The sequence below is a fragment of the Streptomyces sp. NPDC014623 genome, from assembly GCF_043088245.1.
In the GTDB taxonomy this organism is placed as follows: domain Bacteria; phylum Actinomycetota; class Actinomycetes; order Streptomycetales; family Streptomycetaceae; genus Streptomyces.
The window spans coordinates 51,222-76,413 of the sequence record NZ_JBIBZU010000010.1; the positions used below are offsets into that span (position 1 = coordinate 51,222).

At 72.1% G+C, this 25,192-nt stretch carries 24 protein-coding genes and 1 pseudogene; 14 read left to right on the top strand and 11 right to left on the bottom strand.

Annotated elements, in window-relative coordinates; genetic code table 11:
• The first annotated feature begins 60 nt into the window (after positions 1 to 60).
• Genes ACF1FZ_RS17725 through ACF1FZ_RS17735 form a run of 3 tightly spaced genes read left to right on the top strand, consistent with a single transcriptional unit; the run spans position 61 to position 2,527 of the window.
• On the top strand, positions 61 to 735 hold the full coding sequence (locus ACF1FZ_RS17725; RefSeq protein ID WP_391774297.1) for an AIM24 family protein: 675 nt from the start codon (positions 61 to 63) through the stop codon (positions 733 to 735).
• Positions 732 to 2,333: an ATP-binding cassette domain-containing protein gene (locus tag ACF1FZ_RS17730; RefSeq protein WP_391774298.1), complete on the top strand. Its 1,602-nt coding sequence runs from the start codon at positions 732 to 734 to the stop codon at positions 2,331 to 2,333. Before ACF1FZ_RS17725 ends, ACF1FZ_RS17730 begins: the two co-directional genes overlap by 4 nt.
• A 14-nt stretch (positions 2,334 to 2,347) precedes the next feature.
• Positions 2,348 to 2,527, top strand: a complete 180-nt coding sequence (locus tag ACF1FZ_RS17735) for a hypothetical protein (RefSeq protein ID WP_391774299.1) — start codon at positions 2,348 to 2,350, stop codon at positions 2,525 to 2,527.
• A gap of 19 nt (positions 2,528 to 2,546) precedes the next feature.
• Here the strand turns inward: ACF1FZ_RS17735 and ACF1FZ_RS17740 are convergent, their stop codons facing one another.
• The 4 genes from ACF1FZ_RS17740 to zapE all read right to left on the bottom strand — a co-directional run bounded on the left by ACF1FZ_RS17740 (position 2,547) and on the right by zapE (position 6,645).
• Positions 2,547 to 3,434: a polysaccharide deacetylase family protein gene (locus ACF1FZ_RS17740; protein ID WP_391774484.1), complete on the bottom strand. Its 888-nt coding sequence runs from the start codon at positions 3,432 to 3,434 to the stop codon at positions 2,547 to 2,549.
• A 99-nt stretch (positions 3,435 to 3,533) separates the two neighbouring features.
• The gene (locus ACF1FZ_RS17745; protein WP_391774300.1) at positions 3,534 to 4,910 is read right to left on the bottom strand and encodes an alkaline phosphatase PhoX; all 1,377 of its coding nucleotides are present in this window, start codon (positions 4,908 to 4,910) and stop codon (positions 3,534 to 3,536) included.
• A gap of 133 nt (positions 4,911 to 5,043) precedes the next feature.
• Entirely contained in the window at positions 5,044 to 5,469 is a 426-nt protein-coding gene (locus ACF1FZ_RS17750) for an OsmC family protein (protein WP_391774301.1), read from the bottom strand.
• A gap of 81 nt (positions 5,470 to 5,550) precedes the next feature.
• Positions 5,551 to 6,645, bottom strand: coding sequence for a cell division protein ZapE (zapE, locus tag ACF1FZ_RS17755; protein ID WP_391774302.1), 1,095 nt, complete (start codon positions 6,643 to 6,645; stop codon positions 5,551 to 5,553).
• Between the two features lie 118 nt (positions 6,646 to 6,763).
• On the opposite strand from zapE, the gene ACF1FZ_RS17760 reads away from it, so the two are divergent.
• The 4 genes from ACF1FZ_RS17760 (at position 6,764) to msrB (ending at position 10,011) form a co-directional block, all read left to right on the top strand.
• Positions 6,764 to 7,543, top strand: a complete 780-nt coding sequence (locus tag ACF1FZ_RS17760) for a pyrimidine reductase family protein (protein ID WP_391774303.1) — start codon at positions 6,764 to 6,766, stop codon at positions 7,541 to 7,543.
• 157 nt (positions 7,544 to 7,700) lie between these two features.
• Positions 7,701 to 8,153: an indole-3-glycerol phosphate synthase gene (locus tag ACF1FZ_RS17765; protein WP_391774304.1), complete on the top strand. Its 453-nt coding sequence runs from the start codon at positions 7,701 to 7,703 to the stop codon at positions 8,151 to 8,153.
• A gap of 45 nt (positions 8,154 to 8,198) precedes the next feature.
• Positions 8,199 to 9,593: a UDP-N-acetylmuramate--L-alanine ligase gene (gene murC / locus ACF1FZ_RS17770; protein WP_391774305.1), complete on the top strand. Its 1,395-nt coding sequence runs from the start codon at positions 8,199 to 8,201 to the stop codon at positions 9,591 to 9,593.
• Positions 9,594 to 9,603: 10 nt separating this feature from the next.
• Positions 9,604 to 10,011 carry a peptide-methionine (R)-S-oxide reductase MsrB gene (msrB, locus tag ACF1FZ_RS17775; RefSeq protein WP_391774306.1) on the top strand — a complete coding sequence of 136 codons (408 nt, stop codon included), beginning with the start codon at positions 9,604 to 9,606 and terminating at the stop codon, positions 10,009 to 10,011.
• Positions 10,012 to 10,113: 102 nt separating this feature from the next.
• Here the strand turns inward: msrB and ACF1FZ_RS17780 are convergent, their stop codons facing one another.
• The 3 genes from ACF1FZ_RS17780 to ACF1FZ_RS17790 form a co-directional block, all read right to left on the bottom strand.
• Positions 10,114 to 12,285 (bottom strand): MMPL family transporter, encoded by a 2,172-nt coding sequence (locus ACF1FZ_RS17780; RefSeq protein WP_391774307.1) that lies wholly within the window; start codon positions 12,283 to 12,285, stop codon positions 10,114 to 10,116.
• 40 nt (positions 12,286 to 12,325) lie between these two features.
• Positions 12,326 to 12,874 carry a TetR/AcrR family transcriptional regulator gene (locus tag ACF1FZ_RS17785; RefSeq protein ID WP_391774308.1) on the bottom strand — a complete coding sequence of 183 codons (549 nt, stop codon included), beginning with the start codon at positions 12,872 to 12,874 and terminating at the stop codon, positions 12,326 to 12,328.
• A gap of 298 nt (positions 12,875 to 13,172) precedes the next feature.
• Positions 13,173 to 13,646 (bottom strand): hypothetical protein, encoded by a 474-nt coding sequence (locus ACF1FZ_RS17790; protein WP_391774309.1) that lies wholly within the window; start codon positions 13,644 to 13,646, stop codon positions 13,173 to 13,175.
• Between the two features lie 404 nt (positions 13,647 to 14,050).
• Between ACF1FZ_RS17790 and ACF1FZ_RS17795 the strand changes: the two genes are divergently transcribed.
• Together ACF1FZ_RS17795 and ACF1FZ_RS17800 are read left to right on the top strand one after the other, a co-directional pair.
• Positions 14,051 to 14,209: a hypothetical protein gene (locus ACF1FZ_RS17795; RefSeq protein ID WP_391774310.1), complete on the top strand. Its 159-nt coding sequence runs from the start codon at positions 14,051 to 14,053 to the stop codon at positions 14,207 to 14,209.
• A 28-nt stretch (positions 14,210 to 14,237) separates the two neighbouring features.
• Positions 14,238 to 15,122, top strand: a complete 885-nt coding sequence (locus ACF1FZ_RS17800) for a peptidoglycan-binding protein (protein WP_391774311.1) — start codon at positions 14,238 to 14,240, stop codon at positions 15,120 to 15,122.
• 80 nt (positions 15,123 to 15,202) lie between these two features.
• Here the strand turns inward: ACF1FZ_RS17800 and ACF1FZ_RS17805 are convergent, their stop codons facing one another.
• Positions 15,203 to 17,617 (bottom strand): GTPase-associated protein 1-related protein, encoded by a 2,415-nt coding sequence (locus ACF1FZ_RS17805; protein ID WP_391774312.1) that lies wholly within the window; start codon positions 17,615 to 17,617, stop codon positions 15,203 to 15,205.
• Between the two features lie 196 nt (positions 17,618 to 17,813).
• Here ACF1FZ_RS17805 and ACF1FZ_RS17810 point away from each other — a divergent pair.
• Positions 17,814 to 18,123 (top strand): annotated as a pseudogene (locus ACF1FZ_RS17810) (alpha/beta hydrolase); the annotation flags it as partial.
• A gap of 79 nt (positions 18,124 to 18,202) precedes the next feature.
• On the opposite strand, the gene ACF1FZ_RS17815 reads toward ACF1FZ_RS17810, so the two are convergent.
• Together ACF1FZ_RS17815 and ACF1FZ_RS17820 are read right to left on the bottom strand one after the other, a co-directional pair.
• A complete protein-coding gene (locus ACF1FZ_RS17815) occupies positions 18,203 to 19,795 on the bottom strand; it encodes an MFS transporter (RefSeq protein WP_391774313.1) in 1,593 nt (530 codons plus the stop codon).
• A 135-nt stretch (positions 19,796 to 19,930) separates the two neighbouring features.
• On the bottom strand, positions 19,931 to 20,404 hold the full coding sequence (locus tag ACF1FZ_RS17820) for a MarR family winged helix-turn-helix transcriptional regulator (RefSeq protein WP_391774314.1): 474 nt from the start codon (positions 20,402 to 20,404) through the stop codon (positions 19,931 to 19,933).
• 133 nt (positions 20,405 to 20,537) lie between these two features.
• Here ACF1FZ_RS17820 and ACF1FZ_RS17825 point away from each other — a divergent pair, with 133 nt between their 5' ends.
• The 4 genes from ACF1FZ_RS17825 to ACF1FZ_RS17840 all read left to right on the top strand — a co-directional run bounded on the left by ACF1FZ_RS17825 (position 20,538) and on the right by ACF1FZ_RS17840 (position 24,483).
• Positions 20,538 to 20,993, top strand: coding sequence for a MarR family winged helix-turn-helix transcriptional regulator (locus ACF1FZ_RS17825; RefSeq protein WP_391774315.1), 456 nt, complete (start codon positions 20,538 to 20,540; stop codon positions 20,991 to 20,993).
• 251 nt (positions 20,994 to 21,244) lie between these two features.
• Positions 21,245 to 22,273 carry an L-threonine 3-dehydrogenase gene (gene tdh / locus ACF1FZ_RS17830; RefSeq protein WP_391774316.1) on the top strand — a complete coding sequence of 343 codons (1,029 nt, stop codon included), beginning with the start codon at positions 21,245 to 21,247 and terminating at the stop codon, positions 22,271 to 22,273.
• Positions 22,274 to 22,315: 42 nt separating this feature from the next.
• The gene (locus tag ACF1FZ_RS17835) at positions 22,316 to 23,548 is read left to right on the top strand and encodes a glycine C-acetyltransferase (protein ID WP_391774317.1); all 1,233 of its coding nucleotides are present in this window, start codon (positions 22,316 to 22,318) and stop codon (positions 23,546 to 23,548) included.
• A gap of 29 nt (positions 23,549 to 23,577) precedes the next feature.
• A complete protein-coding gene (locus ACF1FZ_RS17840; protein ID WP_391774318.1) occupies positions 23,578 to 24,483 on the top strand; it encodes a LysR family transcriptional regulator in 906 nt (301 codons plus the stop codon).
• A 251-nt stretch (positions 24,484 to 24,734) separates the two neighbouring features.
• Here the strand turns inward: ACF1FZ_RS17840 and ACF1FZ_RS17845 are convergent, their stop codons facing one another.
• The gene (locus tag ACF1FZ_RS17845) at positions 24,735 to 25,121 is read right to left on the bottom strand and encodes a VOC family protein (RefSeq protein WP_391774319.1); all 387 of its coding nucleotides are present in this window, start codon (positions 25,119 to 25,121) and stop codon (positions 24,735 to 24,737) included.
• Between the last annotated feature and the right edge of the window lie 71 nt (positions 25,122 to 25,192).

Sequence of the window (25,192 nt, forward strand, 5' to 3'; positions counted from 1 at the left end):
CAGGCCCCGCCGGCAACCCGTTCTTGGCGGAACACACGGCTCCAGGTGAGGATGCACCGCATGAAGAGCGACCTCTTTTCCAGCGAGCACATCGCGCAGCCGGCCACCGCCCCGGGCATGACGCTGCAGAACGCCAAATCCATCAAGTACGCCGTCAACGGTGAGATGCACGCGCGCCAGGGATCGATGATCGCCTTCCGCGGCAATCTCCAGTTCGAACGCAAGGGCCAGGGCATCGGCGGCATGCTGAAGCGCGCGGTGACCGGCGAAGGGCTGGCCCTGATGGCGGTCAGGGGGCAGGGCGAGGCGTGGTTCGCCCACGAGGCGGCCAACTGCTTCGTCGTGGAGATGGAACAGGGCGACGTCCTGACCGTCAACGGCCGCAACGTCCTGTGCTTCGACGCGAGCCTGTCCTACGAGATCAAGACCGTGAAGGGTGCCGGAATGACCGGCGGCGGGCTCTTCAACAGCGTCTTCAGCGGATTCGGCAAGCTCGGACTGATCTGCGACGGCCACCCGATCGTGATCCCCGTCACCGCGCAGCAGCCGGTGTACGTCGACACGGACGCGGTCGTCGGCTGGAGCGCTCAGCTCTCCACCTCCCTGCACCGCTCGCAGAGCGTCGGCTCCATGGTGCGCGGCGGATCCGGTGAGGCGGTCCAGCTGATGCTCCAGGGTGAGGGATTCGTGATCGTACGTCCCAGCGAACTCAAGCCGGAGAAGCCGTCGTCGTGATACTGCGTGGCGCGGGCCGGCGGTACGGCCTGCGCGGCCCGTGGGTGCTGCGAGGGCTCGACCTGGACCTGCCCGCGCACACCCTGGTCCGGATCGAGGGAGCCAACGGCGCCGGCAAGTCGACCCTGCTGAGACTGCTCGCCGGTATCGACGCGCCCACGGAGGGACGTGTCGCGGGCCGGCCGCGCACGGCGTACGTCCCCGAGCGTTTCCCCGCGGCGCTGCCGTTCACCGCTGCCGGCTACCTGGTGCACATGGGCCGGGTCCACGGGCTCCCGACCGCCGAGGCCGCCGCACGGGCCGGGGAGTGGCTGGCACGCTTCGGGGCCGCAGGCCATGCTCGTACGCCCCTCGCGGAACTCTCCAAGGGCACGAGCCAGAAGGTCGCCGTCGCCCAGGCGCTCCTCGCCGAGCCGGAACTCCTCGTCCTGGACGAGGCCTGGACCGGACTGGACGCAGCGGCCCGTGACGAACTGGACCGGGCCGTCACCGGGCGGGTGGCCGACGGTGCCACGGTGGTGTTCGTCGACCATGACCCGAGGAGGCTCGCGGGAAGGGCCGACGCCGCCTACCGTCTGGAGGGGCGGGCCCTCACCGCGGTGGCTGTTCCGCCCGGCGGCCCCGGTCCGGCCGTCCGGATCGAGGCGACGGGCCAGGCGTCCGCCGTCCTCCCCCCGGGGCTGCCGGGCGCCCCGGTGGTGGAACGGGACGCCGCGAACCCGTCCGCGATCCGGCTCACGACCACCGTGGCCCACTCCGACCCCCTGCTCCACGCTCTGATCGCGGCCCGCCCGCCATGGCACATCACCGGGCTCTCACAGCTCCCGGCGCCGTCTCCGGTTCCGGCTTCGGTGACCGCGGACTCCGGGCCGGACAGGAGGGATCGTCCGGCCCGCCCCGCCCGTGAGGCAGGTTCACCGGTCCGTGGCACGACCGCCCTGATGCGCTATCAGGCAGCTCTGCTGGCACGCTCGCAGCGCTGGCTCGCGCCCCTCCTCCTGTACGCGGCCGTCCTCGCCGTCGGCGTACAGGCGGGGCAGCCCCTGCTGGACTCGCTCGGTTACGCCGCCGCCGCGCTGCTCCCTGTGGCCGCTTGGTCCGTGCGGCTCTGCGTCACCCAGGAACCGCCCGCCGCGCGGACCGTCACCGCCTCCGCCGCCGGACCGTGGCGCGCCCACTGCGCCTCGCTGGTCACCGGTCTGGTATGCGCGCTCGCCCTGGGCGGCGCGGGTGCGGGGACCGTCCTCCTGATCAGTGAACCGGTCAGCACCGACCACACCGTCGCCGTACCGCTTCTGCCCGCCGCGCTCGCCGGACTGTTCGCGGCAGGGTGCTGCGCCCTGCTGGGAGCGGCGGTCGGGGCGCTTTGTGCCCGGCCGCTCCTGCACCGCCATGGCTGGTCGCTCGCCGCGACCTCGCTCGGCGCGCTGCTCGCCCTGGTGACCGACGGCTCACCCGCGAAGGCCGCGGTGACGGGCCTGGTCTCCGGTTCGCAGGCCGGCACGGTGCGGATGCCGCTCCTGCCGCTTGCCGGGGCGGCCGTCGCCGCCGTCGCAGTGGCGGCCCTCACCTCGCGGATCGCCGCTCTGCGCGACTGAGTACGCTCGGACGCATGGATGACGCGTACTGCGAGACACCCGAGTCGGCCCCCGCGCCCGTGGACGCGGGTCCGCCGTACGCCGAGTGCGTGCTGTGCCGGAAGCCGACCGAACACCCGGAGTCGACGAAGGGCAGCACCCTCTGCCCGGTCTGTGCCTGGCAGGAGGCCGGCCGCACCGCTTGCTCCGGCTGAGGCTCGGGCGGCGGAGTGCTCAGCCGCGCATCAGCTCGGAGACCTTGACGAAGCGGTAGCCGCGCTCGCGCAGCTCCGGGACGATCCGGCGTACGGCGTCGTCGGTGACGGGCGCCGCGCTGCGGGTGCAGTGCATGACCACCACCGAGCCCGGCCTCACCCCTGCCAGCACCTGCCCGGCCACCGCGCCCGCGTCCGTGGCGAAGGCGTCACCGCTGACCACGTCCCATTGCACCGCTGTCACGCCGGTCGGCGCCAGGGCCTTCAGCGACGCGTCGTCGTAGCAGCCGCCGGGGAAGCGGAAGTACGGCACGACATTGCGCGCCCCCGTCTTCCTGATCGCGGTGAAGGCCCGCTCCACATCGCGCCGCATGTCCGTCTTCCCGACGGCCGGCAGCCCGTAGCAGGGAGAGGCGAAGGCGTAGTGGCTGAACGAGTGGTTGGCGATCTCGAACAGGGGATCGGTGCCGATCGAGCGCGCCTGCACCGGGTACTCCTGCGCCCACCTGCCGGTCATGAAGACGGTCGAGGGGACCTTCAGCCGGCGTAGCGACGCGATCAGCCCGGGATTGTCGAAGTGCTCGCCGGCAGCGGCACGCGGGCCCTGATCCGCCGTCATGTCGGCGTCGAAGGTGAGGGCCACGACCTTGCCGCTCCCGCCCGCCCCGCTCCGGTCGCCGGAGTCCTCCGTCCGTCGTTCGAAGACCGGCGTGAGGCCACCGGGGCCGGGGGCCGGCACGGACGGCTCGCTCTCCGGAGCCGGTGACGGGGACACGGGGCCCGTCACCGGCTCCGGAGAGGCCGGCGGACGTGCGGCGGTCCGGGCGCGGGTGCCCTCGGAGCTGCCGCAACCGGCGAGCACCCCACTCAAAACAGTCAGCACGATTGTCGTACGAACGTATTTGATCACTGAAAGACGTTAGCCGGTGGTCCAGCGGACGACGCCCACGGCGCTCCGGCCACCCGGGCGCCGGACCGCCGGATCACCCGTCTGCTCGCACCCGGGTCAGCGCCAGGGGCCCGTCACCGCGAACGTCGTCCCCGGCGTGTAGCAGTTCACGAACATCGTCCCGCCGTCCGGTGAGAACGTGACGCCTGCGAACTCGCCCCACTCCGGCTCCTCGGCCGTCCCGGTGTTCTGCCGTCCCCGTGCCATCGGGTAGACCTCACCGCGCCGTGTCACTCCCAGCACGTGCTGGGCACCACCCCCGTCCTCGCAGACCATCAGGCCGCCCCCGGCGGCGAGGCAGATGTTGTCCGGGGACTCGCCCGGCAGCCGGACGTCGGTGTCCGGCCCGAAGACGATCACGAGGGTGAGCCTGCGCCGCTTGGGTTCGTACCGCCACACCTGGCCGAAGTGGTCGGCGGCCGACCCCTCCGAACTGTGCGCGAAGCTGGAGACGAAGTACACCGACGAACCGCCCCAGTAGCAGCCCTCCAGCTTCTGGGCGTGCGTGACGCCCTTCGGCCCGAAGTCCTGCAGCCGGATCGGCGTCTGCGCGGCCTGGGGATCCGGTACGGGGGCCCACTCGATCCTGTCGAAGCTCGCACCCGTCTCCTGGATCGCGGAGAGGTCGGGCACGCCGGGGACCCGCATGGCCTCGAGCGCGCCGCCGGCCCGCAGCGAACCGGTCCCGCCGAGCGGCTTCTCCGGGAGGAAGCGGTAGAAGAGCCCGAACGGCTTCTCGAACGCGTCCTCCGTCTCGTACACGATTCCGTTCTTCGGATCGACCGCGACGGCCTCGTGCTGGAAGCGGCCCATGGCGGTCAGGGGGACGGCCCCGGTGCGGCGGGGATCGGCGCCGTCCACCTCGAAGACGAAGCCGTGGTCCTTCGTGTAGCCGTTGGAGCCGGCCTTGTCCTCGGTCTCCTCGCAGGTCAGCCAGGTGTTCCACGGGGTCGGTCCCCCCGCGCAGTTGACGGCCGTACCCGCGATGGCGACGCGCTCGCCGCGTACATTGCCGCGGCCGTCGAGTTCGAGGGACGTGCAACCGCCCTTGCCCATGGGGTCGTAGGTGAGTCCCTCGACCGTGGGGACACCGATCTTCCCGGTGACGCGGTTCTCGTGGTTGCGCACGAGATGGACCCGGCCGTGGCGGCCGGCGAAGGCGGCCATCCCGTCGTGGTTGCTGGGAACCAGGCCCTCGCCGGAGCGGAGCGGGTCGCCCTCCCGGGAGAGCACCCGGTAGCGGAAACCTTTCGGCAGATCGAGCAGGCCGTCCGGGTCCGGCAGGAGGGGACCGTAGCCGCTGTGGCCCCGGGCTTCTGCCGTGCCGGCGAAGAGTTCGGTGAAGGCCCCGGTGAAGGCGACCGAGGCGGCGGCCGCGGCGCTGCCGGCCAGGACCTGTCGTCGTGTCGCGGGTCGTCGAGGTGCGGATGACATGAGGCAACTCCCTGTTGGCGGACAGGTGAAGTGACCCGCATGTGTGTACCACGCGCCGTGACGCACGGGAACCACGCGAGCCGAGGTGCCCCCTGTGTCCCCGGGGCGGAAGAGGCCCCGGGGACGAGCGGGATCAGGCCAGCGACGCGGTGAGCGTGATGGTGGTGCCGGTGAGCGCCTGGCTGACCGGGCAGTTCGCCTTGGCGTCCTCGGCGGCCTTCACGAAGCCCGCCTCGTCCAGACCCGGAACCACACCCGCCACCGTGAGGTGGATACCGGTGATGCCGGTACCGGGCTGGAAGGTGACCTCGGCCCGGGTGTTCAGCTCGGTGGGCGGGGTGCCCGCCGTGGCCAGGCCGTTGGACAGGGCCATCGAGAAGCAGCTGGAGTGCGCGGCCGCGATGAGCTCCTCCGGGCTGGTCCTGCCGTTCGCCTCCTCCGCGCGGGACGGCCAGGAGACCGGGAATTCCCCGGTCCCGGAGGAGTCGAAGGTGACGACACCCTTGCCCTCGAGCAGGTTGCCTTCCCAGATCGTGTGCGCCTGACGCGTGGTAGCCATGCTGGATCCCTTCAAACGGTGTGCACGGTCGACGGACGTACCCGGCACCCGGAGGCGCCGTACGTCCTTCAACCCCCGAACCTACTGCGCCACCAGTCCCTTTGCGTCACGTGCCAGTGCCGTCAGCCGCGAGATGGCCCGGAAGTACTTCTTCCGGTATCCGCCGTTCAGCATCTCGTCACTGAAGAGCCGGTCGAAGGGGAGCCCGGAGGCCAGCACCGGGACCTCGCGGTCGTACAGCCGGTCCGCGAGCACCACCAGACGCAGTGCCGTCGACTGGTCGGGCACCGGCCGCACATCGGTGAGACAGACCGCCGTGAGCCCGTCCGTCAGCGCGCCGTACCGGCTCGGGTGGACCCGGGCGAGGTGGCCGAGCAGGGCCGGGAAGTCGTCGAGCGAAGCGCCCGGAGTCGTGTACGCGGCCCTGGTGACCTGATCGTCGGAGTACGGAGGCGGTGCCTCGGGCAGTCCTCGGTGGCGGTAGTCCTCGCCATCGATCCGCAGGGGCCGGAAGTGCGCGGACAGCCCCTGGATCTCCCGGAGGAAGTCGGCCGCCGCGAAACGGCCCTCACCGAGCTTGCCCGGGAGCGTGTTCGACGTGGCGGCCAGTGCGACGCCTGCTTCGACGAGCCTGCTGAGCAGGGAAGACACCAGGACGGTGTCGCCCGGGTCGTCCAGTTCGAATTCGTCGATGCAGAGCAGCCGGTGCCCGCTCAGGGTCTGCACGGTCTGCTGGAAGCCCAGCGCGCCCACGAGGTTCGTCAGCTCGACGAAGGTACCGAAGGCCTTGAGCGAGGGTGCGGCCGGGGCGGCGTGCCAGAGGGAGGCCAGCAGGTGCGTCTTGCCGACGCCGTATCCGCCGTCGAGGTACACACCGCGCGGACCGGTGGGCGCGGCAGCCTGTTTCCTGCCGAACCACCTGCGCTTGCCGGAGCCAAGGGCGTGCGCCCCGCCGAGGCCGGCCGCGAACGAGCTGAGGACCTCGACCGCCTCGCTCTGGCTCGGCTGGCCCGGGTCGGGCACGTACGTATCGAAGCGCACCGAGTCGAAGCGCGGCGGCGGCACCATCTCCGCGACCAGACGGTCTGCGGGGACGCGCGGCTCGAGGGCGCACAGGGACTGCGGAGACGTTTCGGCTATGGGGCTCTGCCCCGGCCGGGCTGTGGAGGACGACACAACACTCCACCTTAGACCGTCCGGTACACGGCGGGCGGACTCGTGTACCCGGCCCCGCGACGCCGCCCGCCCCGTCATGTGCCGGACGGTCCTGAGGGACCGTGCCAGACTGCTGGGCATGCGACGCCTGCTCCCTGTGACGGACCCGACGACCCCAGCCCCGGCCGCTGCCGCCGCCGACCGCGAGTGGACGCTCGACGAGCTGGCCGGCGCCTACGCCTATCCCGGCGGCGAGCGCCCCTGGCTCCGCGCCAACATGGTCGCCACCCTGGACGGCGCCGCCCAGCACGACGGCCGTTCCCAGGGCATCTCGTGCCCCGCCGACATGCGGATCTTCGGCACCCTGCGCGGTCTGGCGGACGCGGTCGTCGTCGGGGCCGAGACGGTGCGCCTGGAGGGTTACCGGCCCGCGCGGGCCCGCGACGCCTTCGCCGCCCGGCGCGAGGCGGCCGGGCAGGGGCCCGCGCCGGCCATCGCGGTCGTCAGCGCGAGCCTGGACCTGGACTTCGCGCTCCCGCTCTTCGTCTCGCCGCTGGTCCCGACCTTCGTGATCACCGGGACGGCGGCGCCCTCGGACCGGGTGCACGCCGCGCGGGAAGCGGGGGCGGAGGTGCTGTTCGCCGGGGACGGTGCCGCCGTCGACCCGGCACGCGCGCTCGCGGAACTGGCCGGACGGGGGCTCACCCGGCTCCTCACCGAGGGCGGGCCGCGTCTGCTCGGCCAGTTCGTGGCGGCCGGGGTGCTGGACGAGCTCTGTCTGACCCTGTCCCCGCTGCTCACCGCCGGAGACGCGCAGCGCATCGCGGGCGGACCCGCCGTCTCCGTGCCGGAACGTTTCTCCCTCATCTCGCTCCTGGAGGAGGCAGGATTCCTCTTCACCCGGTACGGGAAGATCTGACTCATAGCGGAATTGTTCATTCCGGTTAGTCCCGGGTGGGCACACATGGTCTCGCTACCCCGTGCGATCGCGGGGAAGGATGGTTTCAGCAGCAGCGGCCGTCCCGCGGCCGACGAGATGAAGCGGAAGGGCGCCTGCCGTGTACACAAGCGTTTTGATGATCGAGAAGCCCCTCACCCCCGAGGACGTGGAATTCGTCACCACCCTCCACGGCGAGGAGCGGACCTCGTTCGTCGTACTGATGCAGCCCCGCACCGACCAGGCCGATGTGCTGCTGCGCGCGATCGACGACGTGGCGATCGGCGAGCTCCGGGAAGCAGTCCGCGAAGGGGAGCGGCCGGAGGGCGAGGAAGCCAGGGAACCCGCCGAGATGGCTCTGGAGTACTCGCTCCGGGAGCTGCGCGAGGCGGGATCGGAGGCCGTCGGGCAGGTGGTCGAGGACCACCCCCTGGACAAGCTGAAGACCGTGGTCGACGACTCGGGGGCCGATGAGGTCATCGTGCTGACGGCGCCGCACTACGTGGAGGAGTTCTTCCACCGTGACTGGGCGTCCAGAGCCCGTCACAAGGTCGGCGTACCGGTGCTCAAGCTCTTCGCGCACAGCGAATAGGCTGGGGCGGACCCAGAACCACGTCACACCTCGGGAGAGACACGTATGGCACCCGGTATTCCTGCCGCTCTGGAACGGCCGCACTTCATCGGCATCGGCGGCGCCGGAATGTCGGGCATCGCGAAGATCCTGGCCCAGCGTGGCGCGAAGGTGGCGGGCAGCGATGCCAGGGAGTCCGCCACCGCCGACGCGCTCCGGGCGCTCGGAGCGACCGTCCACATCGGGCACGCCGCAGCCCACCTGGCCGACGACGCGACCTCCGTGGTCGTCTCCAGCGCCATCCGCGCCGACAATCCCGAGCTGGTCCGCGCCGCCGAGCTGGGCATCCCCGTCGTGCACCGCTCCGACGCGCTCGCCTCCCTGATGGGCGGCCTGCGCTCCATCGCGGTCGCCGGCACGCACGGCAAGACCACCACCACGTCGATGCTCGCCGTCGCCCTGTCCGAGCTCGCCCTCGACCCCTCGTACGCCATCGGCGGTGACCTGGAGGGCCCCGGCACCAACGCCAGCCACGGCGAGGGCGACATCTTCGTCGCCGAGGCGGACGAGAGCGACCGCAGCTTCCAGAAGTACGACCCCCAGGTCGCGATCGTCCTCAACGTCGAGCTGGACCACCACGCGAACTACGCGTCGATGGACGAGATCTACGAGTCCTTCGAGACCTTCGTCGGCAAGGTCGTCCCCGGCGGCACCCTGGTCATCGCCGCCGACCAGCCCGGCGCCGCCGAGCTGACCCGGCGGGTCCGCGAGCTCTCCTCCCTCACCGTCGTCACCTACGGCGAGTCCGAGGGCGCGGACGTACGCGTCCACAAGGTCACCCCGCGCGGCCTGACCAGCGAGGTCACGGTCGTGCTCAACGGCAGGTACCTCACCTTCACGGTCTCCGTGCCCGGCCGCCACTACGCGCACAACGCGGTCGCCGCGCTCGCCGCGGGTGTCGCCCTCGGCATCCCCGCGCACAACCTGGCCTCCGCCATCGGCAAGTACACCGGGGTCAAGCGCCGTCTCCAGCTCAAGGGCGAGGCGGCCGGCGTCCAGGTCATCGACTCGTACGCGCACCACCCCACGGAGATGACCGCCGACCTGGAAGCGATGCGCGGCGCGGCGACCGGGTCCCGCCTCCTGGTCGTCTTCCAGCCCCACCTCTTCTCCCGCACCCAGGAGCTCGGCACCGAGATGGGCCAGGCCCTCGCCCTCGCCGACGCCTCGCTGGTCCTGGACATCTACCCGGCCAGGGAGGACCCGGTCCCGGGCGTCACGAGCGCACTGATCACCGACGCCGCGAAGGCCGCGGGCGCCGATGTCACGGCCGTCCACGACAAGGCGGCGGTCCCCGCCGCCGTCGCGGGAATGGCGAAGCCCGGCGATCTGGTTCTCACCATGGGAGCGGGCGATGTCACCGACCTCGGCCCGCAGATCCTGGACCACCTGTCGAGCTGAGGGAGCCACCGTGCCGTACGACGTCGAGAAGCCGGACGAGCAGTGGCGGGCGGAACTGACGCCCGCCGAGTACGCGGTGCTGCGCAAGGCCGGCACCGAGCCCGCCTTCGTGGGTGAGTACACCGACACCAGGACGCCGGGAGTGTATTCCTGCCGCGCGTGCGGAGCGGAGCTGTTCCGCTCCGACACCAAGTTCGAGTCGCACTGCGGCTGGCCGTCCTTCTACGACCCGAAGGAGACCGACGCGGTCGAACTCCTGCAGGACAACAGCCTCGGCATGGCCCGCACCGAGGTGCGCTGTGCCCGCTGCGGCTCGCACCTGGGGCATGTCTTCGAGGGCGAGGGCTATCCGACGCCCACGGACCAGCGGTACTGCATCAACTCGATCTCGCTGACACTGGCGCCGGACGAGAGCTGAGCCGGCCGGCTCCGCCGGAACGGCCCGCCAGGAACTCGCTCGAGTTCCTGGCGGGCCGTTCCGGCGGCTGCGGCGGCCCTCAGGCCGGACGCAGGGGCGTGCTCACGTCTTCACGAGCTCGGACGCCTGCTGCTGCACCGGAATCTCCCGCTGCAGCCGCTCGCCCTCGATGTCGAGGTCGGGCAGCACCCGGTCGACCGGGCGGGGCAGCCACCAGGCGGCGCGTCCCAGGAGGTGCATCACCGCCGGCACGAGGGCCATACGGACGACGAAGGCGTCGATGAGCACGCCGATCGCCAGGGCGAAGCCGATGGACTTGATGATCGGGTCGGGCATGAACACGAAGCCGCCGAAGACGGCCGTCATGATCACCGCCGCGGCCGTGACCACGCGCCCGTTGTGGCCGACCCCGCTGATGACGGACTCGCGGGCGTCGGCGCCGTGGACGAAGTCCTCCCGCATCCGCGAGACGAGGAAGACCTCGTAGTCCATGGCCAGCCCGAAGAGGATGCCGATCAGGAGGATGGGCAGGAAGCTGACCAGCGGCCCAGGGGTGTCGAGGCCGACCAGGTCCGTCAGATGGCCCTCCTGGAAGATCGCGACGGTGATACCGAAGGTGGCGCCGATGGTCAGCAGGAAGCCCAGGGCCGCCTTGAGGGGCACCAGGATCGACCGGAAGACGAGCATCAGCAGCAGGACGGACAGCCCGACCACCAGCAGGAGGTAGACGGGCAGCGCGGCGGCGAGCTTCTCGGAGACGTCGATGCCGACCGCGGTGGCGCCGGTCAGCGCGATGGACGCGCCCTTGACGTCCTTCACCCGGTCACGGATCTCGTTGACCGTGTCCTCCGTCGCGGCGGCGGTGGGGCCGGTTTCGGGGATCACGGCCAGGAGGGCGGTGGTGCCCTTCTCGTTCATCTGCGGGGCGGCGACGGCCAGCACCCCGTCGGTCTCCGTGATGAGCGCGGCGGTCTCCTTGACCGCCGTGCCGGTCGCCTGTGCGGTGCCGCCGGACACGACGGCGACCAGCCGGCCGTTGAAACCCTCGCCGAATCCTTCGGTGGTCAGGTCGTAGGCCTCGCGGTTGGGGGTCCCGACCGCCTCGGTGCTCGCGTCGGGCAGGGCCAGACGCATGTCCTGCACGGGCAGGGCGAGAGCGCCCAGACCGACCACTCCCAGGACGAGGACGGGGACGCGCAGCCGTGCCAGGGTCCGGCCCCAGCGGAAGCCGAAGCCCTCCTCGGCCTTCACCGGAGCGGAGGCGGGTGTCCGGTCCTTGGTCCGCTGCTTGCGGGGGAGGACGCGCTTCCCCGCGAAGCCGAGGACGGCAGGCAGGAGCGTGAGGGACACCAGCACCGCCAGAGCGACCGTGGCCGCGGCCGCCAGGCCCATGACCGTCAGGAAGGGCACACCGGCGACGGTGAGCCCGGCCAGCGCGATGACGACGGTGGCGCCCGCGAAGACGACGGCCGAACCGGCGGTCCCGGCCGCCCGGCCGGCCGCCTCCTCCCCGTCCATGCCCTCCGAGAGGTAATGGCGGTAGCGGGAGGTGATGAACAGCGCGTAGTCGATGCCGACCGCCAGGCCCAGCATGAGCGCCAGGATGGGTGCGGTGCTGGTCAGCTCCACGGTGCTGCTGAGAGCGAACAGCCCGGCCATTCCGGCCGCCACGCCGACCAGGGCGTTCAGCAGGGTCATACCTGCCGCCACCAGGGAACCGAAGGTGAGGACGAGCACGAGGGCGGCGACGGCCACACCGATGATCTCGGTGGAACCGACCTCCGGCACGCCCCGCATGATCTCACCGCCGTGCTCGACGCGCAGGTCCGTGACGGAGGAACCCGCCTCGGTGAACGCCTCCCGCTGTGCGTCGGTGATGCCGTCGGCACCCGACTCGAACTGCACCTGGACCAGGGCGTAACGACCGTCCTGCGACACCGCCTTGGACGCGAAGGGGTCGACGGCGGCGAGGACTCCGGGGACCTCGGCTGCCTCAGCGGTCACGGGAGCCACAGCCGAGGGCGTGAGCTTCCCGCCCTCGGGTGCGGCGACGACTATGGTCCCCGTCGCGCCGCCGGCCTGGGGGAATTCCCGGGCAAGCGAGTCCAGGGCCTTCTGCGATTCGGTGCCCGGTATCGAGAACTTGCTGGTGGTGGGTCCACTGAAGGCTGCCGCTCCCCCTCCGAGCAGTGCGAGCAGCAGGAGCCAGAGGGCGAGGACACGTCCTCGCCGGCGGAAGGACAGCCGGCCGAGCCGGTACAACAGGATTGCCATGCGAAAGAGGCGTCTTTCTCTTCGGTCTGGACGACTTCTGTCAGCCGGTCGTATGCCCGAGGGTCCTGAGCGACCCCTGGATCAGTTCGGCACGCATCGTGCCGGGTGGGGCGTCCACGTCGGCGGCGACCGTGACAGCCACGCCGCCGATCACCATCTGCGCCCGGACGTGCGCACGCGGCTCCTCCGACCGGCCCGCCAGCGCAGCCGCGAGCTGGTCGACCGCCCGGGGGATGACGGCCAGTACGGGATGACCGAGCATCTCGGGCAGTTCGGCGAAAATGATCTTTACTTCCAGGTGGAAGCGCATCGCAAGGCCGACGTAGACCGTGACGGCCGTTTCCACGGCCTGATCGCCGTCCAGGGCCGCCAGCTCCTCGACCATGGCGGTGAGGCTCTCGGCCGGAGGGGTCAGCAGCTCGGTGAGGATCGCGTCCTTGCCGGTGAAGTGGTACAGCAGGGACGCCTTGGAACAGTGCGCCTCGACTGCGATGTCGTGCAGCGAGGTTCCCCTGAAGCCGTGCTCGGCGAAGAGACGCAGTGCGGAGTCGAGGATCTGACGGCGCATCGCGGAAGGCGGACGTGGCATGGGCCCACCGTAGCTGACCGATCGGTCAGCCCCTGACCGATCGGTCAGGGGTTTTCGGTGACGCGCGCCACTCCGAGGCGTGGCCGCCGTGCGTGCGGGAGGTGTGCGCGGCTGGCCCGCGTAACGGCGTACGGAGGGGGGACGGCCCTCCGCCGAGGCCGGAGAGCCGTCTGTGCATGCCGTCCCGGGCGGGGGCGACGACCGGTGGTGAGGTCTCGCGGGCGTCAGGTGCGGCACGGGGACCGAGGAGGGCCCGGACGCTGCTTCCCGGCCGGGTCGGCCGGGAAGGGCGGAGGGGTCAGTCCTCGCCGGGCCCGGGGCCGGCCGCCTCGGCCCGCAGCAACGGGTGCACCACTCCGGGGAACACGCGGGCCCGCACGACCTCCTCGGCCGCACCGCCCTGCACCACGGTCTCGGCCACGCCCCACGGGCGTCCCGCCAGGTGGACGGTCAGCGTGTACGAGGCCGGACAGCCCGTGCACTCGTAGCGGTCCGCCCAGGTCTCCACGTCCGTGACGCTGCCCGGGTAGCGCTTCACGTGCCGGTGCCGGGCGTGGCAGCGCTCGCACGTCTCGCCCGGCTCACACGTACCGCCGCACGGACACGGCACGTCCAGTGACTCCGCGGGCCGCCATCGCTGGACGAGCACGGCGTCACGGGTCGCCCCCATGTCCTTCATCGCCTTCAGGTTCCGCGCGGCGACGTTGTACGACTCGCCGGTCGCGGCCATCCGGTCCCGGATCACGTCCTTGCGTCCGCGGTTCGTCGTCATGTGCTCCTCCTGGGTGTACGCAGCCCGCCAGGAGGCCCACGAAATCTTCCCCCTACGGTACCTGGCGCTCCGCGCCCGTGAGCTGGGCAGCCCCGCACACCTGTCGGACGCGCCGGCGACGGCCCCCTTCGTGCCCGGGTGGATTACGTGGACGTCTTCGCCGGAGCGCCCGTGCCCCTCACCCCGGGCGGTCCGCCCGCCCTCGCGGACACGTTCACCGGACCACGGACGACCGTCCCGGCGCTGCTCGCCCGTACGACGAGGACGTGCACCCGGTGACCTCCCCGGAGGGGGAGACGCTCACCTCGGCCGCCGCCCGCTCCTGCAGGCTCCCGAGGGCGTCAGGGCGCATTACGCCCCGCCGGGCCGGGTGCTGGGGGGAGAGGCCGGGCGCCGAGCCGCGCATGGCGTTCGCTCCCCTGGCCGCTTTCGTCCCCGCGGCGGACGGACAGCAGCTCGCCGCGGAGGCGCAGACCGGGGCGCAGGCCGGGTCCGCGGGGACCGCAGCCGGTTCGGACGGCCGGACCGCGGGGCAGGACGACGGGGAAGAGCCCGAGCACTGAGGCACCATCTGGGTAAAGGAGCGCCACGATGGCAACGCCCCTGTCTGCCGACAAACTGCTCAGAGCCCTGCGGAACGAGGGCCTGCACGTCGTCGAACACCGGAACTGGCGTACACACAACCGCAATCACAAGGGGCCGTGGGGGCCCGTGCACGGAGTGATGATCCACCACACCGTGACCTCGGGCACGCAGAGCTCCGTGGACCTCTGCTACAACGGCTACTCCGGTCTGCCGGGCCCGCTGTGCCACGGCGTGATCGCCAAGGACGGCACGGTCCACCTGGTCGGCCACGGCCGGGCCAACCACGCCGGGCTCGGTGACGACGAGGTCCTGCGCGCGGTGATCAACGAAACGGCACTGCCCGCCGACAACGAGGCCAACACCGACGGCAACCGCTTCTTCTACGGTTTCGAGTGCATCAACCTCGGCGACGGCAAGGACCCGTGGCCGGCCGCGCAGCTGGCGGCCGTCGAGAAGGCGGCCGCCGCGATATGCCGGGCACACGGCTGGAACCAACGCTCGGTGATCGGCCACAAGGAGTGGCAACCGGGGAAGATCGACCCGCGCGGGTTCACGATGGACTCGATGCGCAGCAGGGTGAAGACACGGCTCGGAGGCAAGCCGGAGGGCCCGTCGAAGCCGCCCGCCCCCGAACCCCCGGCGAAGTACCAGCCGTTCCCCGGAGCCGCGTTCTTCCGGGTCGGCCGGCGCAGCGCCGTCGTGACGGCGATGGGAAGGAGACTGGTGTCCGAGGGCTGCGGGAAGTACGAGGTCGGCCCGGGCCCCGACTGGTCGGAGGCGGACCGCAAGTCCTACGCCGCATGGCAGCGCAAGCTGGGCTACTCGGGGAGCGACGCGGACGGCATCCCGGGCAGGACCAGCTGGGACAGACTCAGGGTTCCTCACGTCTGAGCCCGCCGTGCGACGCCGGGCGGGCGATCCCGTCGGGGCCGCCCGCCCGGACGCCGTCCGTGTCACGCCGCCCCCCCCGGTCAGCCCCGGCGGACCCGCCCCACGATCCTTCTGCCGAGGCGCCCGATCGAGCGGGACGGCCGGTTCCACGCGCGGAAGGCATCGAGGGTGCGGCTGCTCCCCTCACGCTCCACGGCCTGCTCCACCGCGCCGAGACCGTCGGGAGGCAGGGCGCGCACCACGGGGCGCAACACCTCCTCCAGCAGGGCGGTACGGGTCCGGGCCCAGTCACCGCCCGCGTGCGGGTGGGAGTTCCACACGGTGAAGCAGTCCGCCACGTACGCGGGATCGGTCCGCAGCAGCGTCAGCACCGTGTCGCGGCGGGCGGCCCTGCCGTACGCCGCGATCAGGCTCTCGTCCTCGCTGTGGACGAACGCGTACAGCTCCTCCTCCGGCCGGCCGGGAGCGAGGAGACGCTCGGCCAGGGCACCGGAGGCGTGCTCCAGGGCCAGGGGGCAAGCCGGTCCGGCATGGTCGCGCAGCGTCCGGACACGGTCCGTCCAGCCGGGTTCCGCCGTCCCCGAGCGCACGTCGCGCGCGAAGTCCAGCAGCATCAGGCAGGCGCGTACCCGGGCGCCGAGTTCCTGCGGGAAGCCGCGCAGCAGTTCGTGGGCGAGCTCGGGGGCGTCCTCGTCGCCGACGGGCGCCGCGAGCGCGGAGTCGACCAGGCGCGCCCACGTACCGGCCGCCCGGTGGGCGTCCGAGGTGGTCTCACCCAGCAGCGACCGGGCCTCACCCGCCGTCGGGGTCTCCTCGCCCCACACCAGGCCGACAGCGGTCCGCAGCACCAGAGGTTCGGTGAACGGGGACATGCCCGCCGCGCGGAGCACCGTGTGCAGGACCCCCGCCCGGTCCGTGCCCCGCGCCTTCGCGCCGGGTGCCTCGGCGCACATCCGCAGATGCGGCAGGGACTGCGTCCCGGTGAACGGCAGGGCCACCCGGGTCAGCAGCCGTTCGGTGCCGGCGGGGTGGTCCGGGGCGATCCGGTCCAGCTCACCCAGCAGCGCCGTACGCACGTCGAACTGTTCGTCCAGCAGATCCAGCAGCGTGCGGCAGGCGCCCGCCTCGGGGTCGTCGAGCAGGGCGCGGGCCAGCCGGCCCACCACGCCGGGAAGGAGCTCAGCGCGGTCGACGCCCAGCAGCCGGGCGATCCGCAGCAGCTGCACCGTCCGTGCGACGCCCCGGGGTTCCCCGGCGGAGAGCTCGGCCAGGAGCTCTCCGCCGAGCTCCTCGACCAGCGCGGCGAGCGCACGCTCCCCCGCGGGCTCCCCGAACGCCGAACGCGCGGGCGGCTCCAGGGCCACGTCGCCGCCCCGCACCGCCTCCGTGACCAGCAGAGCGGCCAGCGGTGCGGTGACGGACGCGGAGCAGCGGCCGTCGAGCGCCGTCAGCAGCCGGAGCGCCGCGGCACACTCACCGGCCGTGCGGTCGTCGGCGGGCGCGGTGAGCGCGTCGGTCAGCTGCAGGGTGCGCTTCTCGTCCAGCGCGTAGGGTCGCTCGGCCGCCCAGTCGGCCGCTGCGGCCCGCTCGACGGACCCGAGCGCGATGCCGGCGCCGAGCGCCGTGACGGCCAGGGGTCCGGCGGCGAAGGGCTCGCCCGGCAGATCCGCCGCCTCCCGGAAGAGCTCGGGGGACCGGCTGCGCCAGATGCGGGCGGCGGTCCCCGCCCAGGCGTCGTCCACCGTCCCGGACGGGCGCGGACCTGACGCGGCGTGGACACGGAAACGGGGATCGCGGACGTCGGGCGCGTCCTCGGGCAGGACACCGACGACCTGGTGCGCGGTGCGTCCGGGATACCGGGTGTACGTGGTGAAGGTCAGCCGCTCGGCGTGCTCCGGGGGGAGTGCGGCGGTGGCCAGCGCGACCCAGCGGGCCACGTCCGCGCTCTGCCGCTCGACGAGCACGACCGGGGGCGCGGACGGGTCCTGGCTCACCCGGCGCAGATCGCTGAGTACGGCGGCGAGCCATGGGCTGCGGGACACCGCGAAGTCGCCGAGGCCCTCCCGGGTCAGCCCTCGTGACGGGCCCCGCGCGGTGGACATCGAGGTCAGGGGATCGGGCGGCATGCGGTCCGGCGCCGTGGAGAGCCACCCCGCGGCCCCCCACGCGTCGACCGGGAGCACCCGGCCGGGTATCGCTGTGCCGGGCGGAAGATGCACGGCGTGGGCGTGGAATCCCCCCGCTCCCGTGGCCACCGTACGGCTGAGCAGATGACTGCCGTCGGAGAGTGCGACGTGACCGAACGCCACCGGAAGCGCGCGCAGTTGGGCGTCGGAGAGCCGCTCAGGGGTCCCGGCCGGCGCCTCGTACGCCAGGAGCGGTGCGGCCTCGGCGCGCACCGGCCCGGGTATCGCGGGGTCGGCGGCGGTGAACCGGCCGCCTGTCCCCCCGTCACCGGCCGGGGCAAAGGTGTAGTGCAACTGCGGGAGGCTCATGCGTAGGCCCTCATCGTCCCTGCCACGTGCGTCCCCGTCACACGCACCGGCCGCCGCTCGCCGCCCTGTCGGTGCGGCCCGGCCCGGCGGAGCGACGACCCCGGCGGGGAGCTTTCCGCAGTCGTGCGGGCGACGCTATCAAGCCCTGACGGTCCCTTGGGCCACACGTCGCACGAGGACGTCCTGGGCCGGCCGTATGACCGAAGTGGCGCTTTCCGCAGGAGTGGTGGGGTACGAGGACACGGGCGGCGAAGGGTCCGTGGCGGTCCCGCCGCACGGGGTGGCGATGAACGGTTCGCTCTGGTTGCCACCTCGTCCCCGGGCTGCGCTCCGGTTCCCGGTGCGCGGTGCCCACGCTGCTGCCGGGTGCCCGCCGCAGGCCGACGCGTCCCGGCGCCGACCTCACGGTTCCGGGAGTCGCCCGCCTGGTGGCGGAGTTCCCGGAGGAGCCGGACCTCAGGGACGTCACGCTGGTGATGAGCGACCGGGGCGGGGCGCAGGCCCTCGTCCCCGAGGACCGGCCGCAGTGGCTGAACGAGGCCCTCAGGACGTTCGTACCGCCGGCGTGAGGAGGCCCGGCGGTCCTCAGTCCTCCACGGCCTCCGGTCCGGCGTGACGGCGCATGCCGAAGCCGGCCAGCAGCGCGCCGACGGCGCACAGGACCGCGGTGACGGTCACGGCGGAGTGCACGCCGTTCATGAACGCGTTTCCGCTGCCCTCGATCACCGCGGCCCTCAGCTGCGCCGGCATGCCGGCCGATACGGGCGAGACACCCATGGCCACCGCGTCCTCGGACCCCTCGAAGCCGGCCGCCGCATTCGCCGGGACACCGGCGGAGGTCAGCTCGCCGGTGAGGGTGGACCCCACCTTGCCGCTGATCAGGGAGACCAGCACGGAGGTGCCGAGCGCACCGCCGATCTGCAGCGAGGTGGCCTGCAGACCGCCCGCGACGCCGCCGTCCTTCCTCGGGGCGTTGCCGACGATGGCGTCGGAGGACGCGGACATCACCATGCCGACGCCCAGTCCGATGGCGAGGAACGGCGGCCACATCGCGGCGTACGGGGAACCGGCGTCCCAGGTCAGCATCCAGAGGGAGGCCGCCGCCTGGAGCACCATGCCCACGGGCATGGTCAGCCTCGGCCCGAAGCGCTGGGTCAGGGCGGCGCCGAGCGGTGAGGCGACGACGGTGGCCAGGCTGAGCGGCAGGGTGCGGACGCCGGCCTCGACCGGGGTGAAGCCGCGCACGTTCTGCAGGTACAGCATCAGGAAGAAGATGACACCGAGCAGGACGAAGAAGTTGATCGCCGTGACGAGCGTGCCGATGGTCAGCGAACGGTTGCGGAAGAGACGCATCGGCAGCAGCGGGTGCGCCTGGCGCGTCTCGTACCAGCAGAAGACGGCCAGCACGACGAGGCCCGCGGCGATCGACCCCAGCGTGCTGCCGGAGGTCCAGCCCCAGGTCTCGCCCTTGACCACACCGAAGACCAGGGCCACCAGGCCGACAGCCAGAAGGACGACGCCGGGCACGTCGAAGCGGTGGCGCCCGGTGGAGTCCTTGCTCTTCGGCAGCACCAGCAGGCTCATGACCAGTGCGGCGACGCCGATGGGGGCGTTGATGTAGAAGACCGACTCCCAGCTGACGTGCTCGATGAGCAGACCGCCGGCGATCGGGCCGAGCGCGGTGGAGCAGGACGCCACCATGGCCCACAGACCCACGGCCATACCGAACTTCCGGGGCGGGAAGACCGCACGCAGCAGACCGAGGGTGTTGGGGATCAGGAGGGCGGCGAAGAGCCCTTGTGCCGCACGGAAGGCGATCACGCCTCCGATCGAGCCGGCGAGACCGATCGCGACCGAGGCCAGGGTGAAGCCCACGGTGCCGGCCATGTAGACCGTGTGCCGCCCGAAACGGTCGCCGAGCTTGCCGCCCAGGATCAGGAGGGCGGCCATGGCGATCAGATAGGCGTTGGTGACCCACTGCAGATCGGCGGTGGACGCGTCGAGGTCCCGGCCGATCTCCGGGTTGGCTATCGAGACGACGGAGCCGTCGAGGTTGACCATGAACAGACCGATCGCGACGGCGATCAGTGTCAGCCAGGGATTGCTGCGCCTGCCCTTGGACGCGCCGGGTGGACTGTTCTCGGGCAGGGAGGGGGTGTCCACGGTGGTGGAGGACATGTGAAAGCCTTGTCTGTGAAACTTCGGAATGACGAGGAGGCGTGCCTCACGGCGGCCGTGCCGCAGCCGCGCACATGGCGGCACCCGGCCGCGGCCGGGCCCGGGGCCAGGTCACGGCCGTACCCGGCGGGGGAGTCAGCGGGTGGGGGAGTGGAGGCGCCCGTTCAGTGACACCAGCGCGCCCAGGGCCGCCCCGAGGGCGTCGAGCTCCCCCTCGGTGAGGGTGTGCAAGGCGCGTGCCAGGTGGGCTTCCTTGATCGTCCGCGCTTCGGCGAGCCGCTCCCGGGCCGTAGCCGTCGGGTGCAGATGGGCCACCCGCCTGTCCTCCGCGTCCTGCCTGCGCTCCAGCAGCCCCACGTCGGTGAGCTGGGAGACGAGGGCGCTGAGGTTGTTCGGCTTCATCAGCAGCGCCTCGGCCGCCTCGCGGACGGTGATTCCTTCGCGCTCCTCGACGAGGAACAGCAACGCCATCTGGCCGTCGGGAAGCCGGGGATGGGGGAACTCGTGCGCGATCTTCCGCTCCAGCCCCCGGTGCAGCGCAGGCAGGACCGTCACGAGCACGCAGGCTACGTGGTCGGGGCCCTGGCCGGGCGCAGTGGGGTCGGGCACGCCCGCAGCATAGATACGAAAAGATAGCTATGTCAACATACTTAAATGTGGTGTGAGCCCGGGCGGAGCCGTGAGTGGTATATGTGCCGTGGAAAGCCCCGAGGCGCCGCGAAGGCGGTCGAGAGAAGGACCGATGGACAAGCCGACGCACTTGATCGAGTTCGAGACGATGCTGCTCGGCCGGCACCTCCAGCCGGGGGCGCCCCGGTCGAGGCGCGGCGGCGGACGCCTCGACCGCAGCGCGTACACCTTGCTGAGCAGGATCCGTATGCAGGGGCCGATGTCCATCGGGCAGCTCAGCGACGCCTTCGGTCTCGACGCCTCCACCCTGAACCGGCAGACGGCCGCCATGCTGCGGGCCGGGCTCGTCGAACGCATCCCGGATCCCGACGGGGGCATCGCCCGCAAGTTCCGCATCACCCTTGAGGGTGAACGCAGTCTCGACGCGGAGCGCGCGGAGAACATCAGCGGCCTGGAGCGGGTCATGGCCGACTGGTCGCCCGACGAGGTGACCGTCTTCGCCGCCTACCTCAAGCGCCTCAACAGCGACATCGAGAACCTCGACGGGCGGCCCTGGCCCCGCCCCTGAGGCGCGGTCCGGGCGGAGCGCCCGGAGAGGGCCGGAGCGCGGAGGTCTGAAGCGGACCTACGGCCGCGCTTAAGAAATCCTCGATGGACCCGCGGGCCCGGGTACGGCACATTTCTCGGTGACGGCGGAGAGTGCGTGGACAGGCGTTTCGCCCTGTCCCGTCCGTCGCGCCCCCGCCACCTCGCGCAGGCCGTCCTCGGCATGCCCGGGGCGGGGTGTCCACCAGGTACCGGGTACAGGGAGCCGCAGCCGTGAAGGCACTCGTGAAGCACAAGGCCGAGCCGGGACTGTGGCTGATGGACGTGCCGGAGCCGGAGACCGGCCCCGGGGATGTCCTGATCAAGGTCCTGCGCACCGGGATCTGCGGCACCGACCTGCACATCCGTGACTACGACGGCTGGGCGCAGCAGGCGGTGCGTACACCGCTCGTCCTGGGCCACGAGTTCGTCGGCGAGGTCGCCGGAATCGGTGCGGACGTCGTCGACATCGAGGTCGGCGACCTGGTCAGCGGCGAAGGCCACCTGGTCTGCGGGAAGTGCCGCAACTGTCTCGCCGGGCGCCGGCACCTGTGCCGCTCCACCCTCGGGCTCGGCGTGGGCCGTGACGGGGCGTTCGCCGAGTACCTGGCGCTGCCCGCGTCGAACGTCTGGGTGCACCGGAACGAGGTCGACCTCGACGTCGCCGCGATCTTCGACCCGTTCGGCAACGCCGTGCACACCGCGCTGTCCTTCCCGCTGGTCGGCGAGGACGTGCTGATCACCGGCGCGGGCCCGATCGGCATCATGGCCGCGGCGGTCGCCCGCCACGCGGGAGCCCGCAACGTCGTCATCACCGATGTGAGTGAGGCCCGGCTCGAACTGGCGAGGAAGGTCGGGGTGGATCTCGCCCTGAACGTCGGGAGCGGGACCGTCGCCGACGGCCAGCGCCGGCTCGGGCTGCGCGAAGGCTTCGACATCGGCCTGGAGATGTCCGGACGCCCCGAGGCCATGCAGGACATGATCGCCAACATGACGCACGGCGGCCGGATCGCGATGCTCGGCCTGCCGTCCGCCGAGTTCCCCGTCGACTGGTCCCGGGTCGTCACCTCGATGCTCACGATCAAGGGCATCTACGGCCGCGAGATGTACGAGACGTGGTACGCCATGTCCGTACTCCTGGAAGGCGGGCTGGACCTCGCCCCGGTGATCACCGGCCGGTACGGTTACCGCGACTTCGAGGCCGCGTTCGACGACGCCGCGAGTGGTCTCGGTGGCAAGGTCCTGCTCGACTGGGCTGCCTGAAGCTCCTCGTACGCACCCGTATCCACCTGGGAGACATCCTTCATGTTCGATTCCGTACGCGACGACCTGCGCACCACTCTCGACGAGATCCGTGACGCCGGACTCCAGAAGCCCGAGCGGGTCATCGGCACCCCGCAGTCCGCCAGAGTCTCCGTCACCTCGATGGGGTCCCCCCTGCTCGAGCGAAGCCGGGAGCCCGGGGAAGACCGCGCGGGCGAGGTGCTCAACTTCTGCGCCAACAACTACCTGGGCCTCGCCGACCACCCCGAGGTCGTCGCCGCGGCCCACGAGGCGCTGGACCGCTGGGGCTACGGGCTGGCGTCGGTCCGCTTCATCTGCGGCACCCAGGAGGTCCACAAGGAGCTGGAGCAGCGCCTGTCGTCCTTCCTCGGGCAGGAGGACACGATCCTCTACTCCTCCTGCTTCGACGCCAACGGCGGAGTCTTCGAGACCCTCCTCGGCCCCGAGGACGCGGTGATCTCCGACGCCCTCAACCACGCCTCCATCATCGACGGCATCCGCCTCTCCAAGGCGAAGCGCTACCGCTACGCCAACCGCGACATGGCCGACCTGGAGCAGCAGCTCAAGGAGGCCTCCGGGGCCCGGCGCCGGCTCGTCGTCACCGACGGGGTCTTCTCCATGGACGGCTACGTCGCCCCGCTCGCGGAGATCTGCGACCTCGCCGACCGCTACGGCGCCATGGTCATGGTCGACGACTCCCACGCGGTCGGTTTCGTCGGCCCCGGCGGCCGGGGCACCCCCGAACTGCACGGGGTCATGGACCGCGTCGACATCATCACCGGCACCCTCGGCAAGGCCCTGGGCGGCGCGTCCGGCGGGTACGTCGCCGCGCGCGCCGAGATCGTCGCGCTGCTGCGCCAGCGCTCGCGCCCGTACCTCTTCTCCAACTCGCTCGCCCCGGTCATCGCCGCGGCCTCCCTCAAGGTCATCGACCTGCTGGAGTCCGCGGACGAGCTGCGGGAGCGGCTCGACGCCAACACCACGCTCTTCCGCTCCCGGATGACCGAGGAGGGCTTCGACGTCCTGCCGGGCGACCACGCCATCGCCCCCGTGATGATCGGGGACGCGGCGAAGGCCGGCCGGATGGCGGAGCTGCTCCTGGAGCGCGGCGTCTACGTGATCGGTTTCTCGTACCCCGTCGTCCCGCAGGGGGCCGCACGCATCCGCGTCCAGCTCTCCGCCGCGCACTCCACCGACGACGTCCACCGGGCCGTGGACGCGTTCGTCGACGCACGGGCCGCGCTGGAGGCGTAGGAGCGCCTCCGAGCTGGGACAATGAGCGCATGATCGATGCACGGCGGCTGCGTATCCTCCGTGCGGTGGCCGACCACCGCACGGTGACCGCAGCCGCCGCCGCGCTGTACCTGACCCCCTCGGCGGTCTCCCAGCAGCTCGCCGCCCTGGAGCAGGAGACCGGCCACCGGCTGGTCGAGCGCGGGGCCCGGGGCGCCCGGCTGACCGCCGCCGGGGAGATCCTGCTGACCCACGCCAATGCCGTCCTCGCCCAACTGGAGCGGGCGGAGGCGGAACTCGCCGACTACAGCGCGGGCGTCGCGGGGACGGTCACCGTCGCCGCGTTCGCCACCGGTATCGGGCTCGTCCTCGCCCCCGCGATCGCCGGGCTCACCCGCACCGCGCCGGGGATCCGGGTCCGGGTGCAGGATGCCGAGGGCGACGCGAGCGTACCGATGGTGCTGGACCGTCAGGTCGATGTGGCGGTCGCCGTCGAATACCGGGGCGCGCCCGGTGACGACGACCGGCGGCTGACCCGGGTGCCGCTGTACTCCGAGCCCTTCGACGCGGTGCTGCCGGCCGGCCACCGTCTCGCGGGCCAGGACCACGTCGCCGTCGCCGAGCTCGCCAAGGACACGTGGATCGGCCCGTACCCCGGCAACCCCTGTCACGACGTAGTGGTCCTGGCCTGCGAGTACGCAGGCTTCGAGCCCTTGCTGGAGCACTCGTCGGACGACTTCCACGCCGTGGTCGCCCTGGCCGGAGCGGGCGCCGGGGTGGCACTGGTGCCCCGCTCGGCGCTGCGCGGCACGGAGCCCGGCGGGTTCGTCGTACGGCCGGTGGAGGGCGTCGCCCCGACCCGGCGGGTCTTCGCCGCGGTACGGCAGGGAGCCGAGGGGCACCCGCTGATCAAGCCGGTCCTCGAAGCGCTGCGTGCGGCGGCAGACCCCGCGTAGCCGGTGTCCGGTGCTCACCGGTGTGCCGGCCGCCCGGCCTCCGGCCACCGGCACGTCCGGGGCGTACCGGAGGACGGCGGCCGTGAGGGCGGCCCGGAGCCCGCCACCGCCAGGGCCGCGGTGAAGGGAGCGGCCACGACCGCCGATGCCCTGCGATCCCAGCCGTACCGTGCCTCGCAGGCCGGCGGACTGTCATTCGGTGCCGTGGGCTGCTCATGGCAGGGGCGGTGCTCCCCCGGGAAGGGGCGTGCTCACACCGGCTGCAGCAGGTCCCACCGGTTGCCGTAGAGGTCCTCGAACACCGCGACGGAGCCGTACGGCTCGTGCCTCGGCTCCTCCAGGAAGCGGACCCCGGCGGCCCGCATCCGCTCGTGGTCGCCCGCGAAGTCCTCCGTGTGCAGGAAGAAGCCGACCCGGCCGCCCGCCTGAGCCCCGACGCCCGCCCGCTGGGCCTCGTTCCTGGCGCGCGCCAGCAGCAGACCGGTACCCGTCGAGCCCCGCGGCCGCACGACGACCCAGCGGGACCCGTCGCCCCGGTCCGTGTCCTCCGCCAGCTCGAAGCCGAGGGCGCCGGTGTAGAAGGAGAGGGCCTCGTCGTAGTCGTGGACGACCAGCGTGACCAGGGCGATGTGGGACATGGGACCGATCCTCGTCCTCAGGGGGGTACGGGTAGATGGTTATACGTAACACTAACGTGGGCGGGGCCGGG

What these genes read in the sequence shown, in the direction of transcription:
- ACF1FZ_RS17825 (WP_391774315.1), top strand. Translation starts at nt 20,538, where the DNA reads ATGGACAAGCCGACGCACTTGATCGAGTTCGAGACGATGCTGCTCGGC.
- ACF1FZ_RS17815 (WP_391774313.1), bottom strand. Translation starts at nt 19,795, where the DNA reads ATGTCCTCCACCACCGTGGACACCCCCTCCCTGCCCGAGAACAGTCCA.
- ACF1FZ_RS17760 (WP_391774303.1), top strand. Translation starts at nt 6,764, where the DNA reads ATGCGACGCCTGCTCCCTGTGACGGACCCGACGACCCCAGCCCCGGCC.
- ACF1FZ_RS17800 (WP_391774311.1), top strand. Translation starts at nt 14,238, where the DNA reads ATGGCAACGCCCCTGTCTGCCGACAAACTGCTCAGAGCCCTGCGGAAC.
- ACF1FZ_RS17795 (WP_391774310.1), top strand. Translation starts at nt 14,051, where the DNA reads ATGGCGTTCGCTCCCCTGGCCGCTTTCGTCCCCGCGGCGGACGGACAG.
- ACF1FZ_RS17845 (WP_391774319.1), bottom strand. Translation starts at nt 25,121, where the DNA reads ATGTCCCACATCGCCCTGGTCACGCTGGTCGTCCACGACTACGACGAG.
- ACF1FZ_RS17785 (WP_391774308.1), bottom strand. Translation starts at nt 12,874, where the DNA reads ATGCCACGTCCGCCTTCCGCGATGCGCCGTCAGATCCTCGACTCCGCA.
- ACF1FZ_RS17750 (WP_391774301.1), bottom strand. Translation starts at nt 5,469, where the DNA reads ATGGCTACCACGCGTCAGGCGCACACGATCTGGGAAGGCAACCTGCTC.
- ACF1FZ_RS17805 (WP_391774312.1), bottom strand. Translation starts at nt 17,617, where the DNA reads ATGAGCCTCCCGCAGTTGCACTACACCTTTGCCCCGGCCGGTGACGGG.
- ACF1FZ_RS17765 (WP_391774304.1), top strand. Translation starts at nt 7,701, where the DNA reads ATGATCGAGAAGCCCCTCACCCCCGAGGACGTGGAATTCGTCACCACC.
- ACF1FZ_RS17780 (WP_391774307.1), bottom strand. Translation starts at nt 12,285, where the DNA reads ATGGCAATCCTGTTGTACCGGCTCGGCCGGCTGTCCTTCCGCCGGCGA.
- ACF1FZ_RS17790 (WP_391774309.1), bottom strand. Translation starts at nt 13,646, where the DNA reads ATGACGACGAACCGCGGACGCAAGGACGTGATCCGGGACCGGATGGCC.
- ACF1FZ_RS17745 (WP_391774300.1), bottom strand. Translation starts at nt 4,910, where the DNA reads ATGTCATCCGCACCTCGACGACCCGCGACACGACGACAGGTCCTGGCC.
- ACF1FZ_RS17835 (WP_391774317.1), top strand. Translation starts at nt 22,316, where the DNA reads ATGTTCGATTCCGTACGCGACGACCTGCGCACCACTCTCGACGAGATC.
- ACF1FZ_RS17735 (WP_391774299.1), top strand. Translation starts at nt 2,348, where the DNA reads ATGGATGACGCGTACTGCGAGACACCCGAGTCGGCCCCCGCGCCCGTG.
- ACF1FZ_RS17725 (WP_391774297.1), top strand. Translation starts at nt 61, where the DNA reads ATGAAGAGCGACCTCTTTTCCAGCGAGCACATCGCGCAGCCGGCCACC.
- murC (WP_391774305.1), top strand. Translation starts at nt 8,199, where the DNA reads ATGGCACCCGGTATTCCTGCCGCTCTGGAACGGCCGCACTTCATCGGC.
- ACF1FZ_RS17840 (WP_391774318.1), top strand. Translation starts at nt 23,578, where the DNA reads ATGATCGATGCACGGCGGCTGCGTATCCTCCGTGCGGTGGCCGACCAC.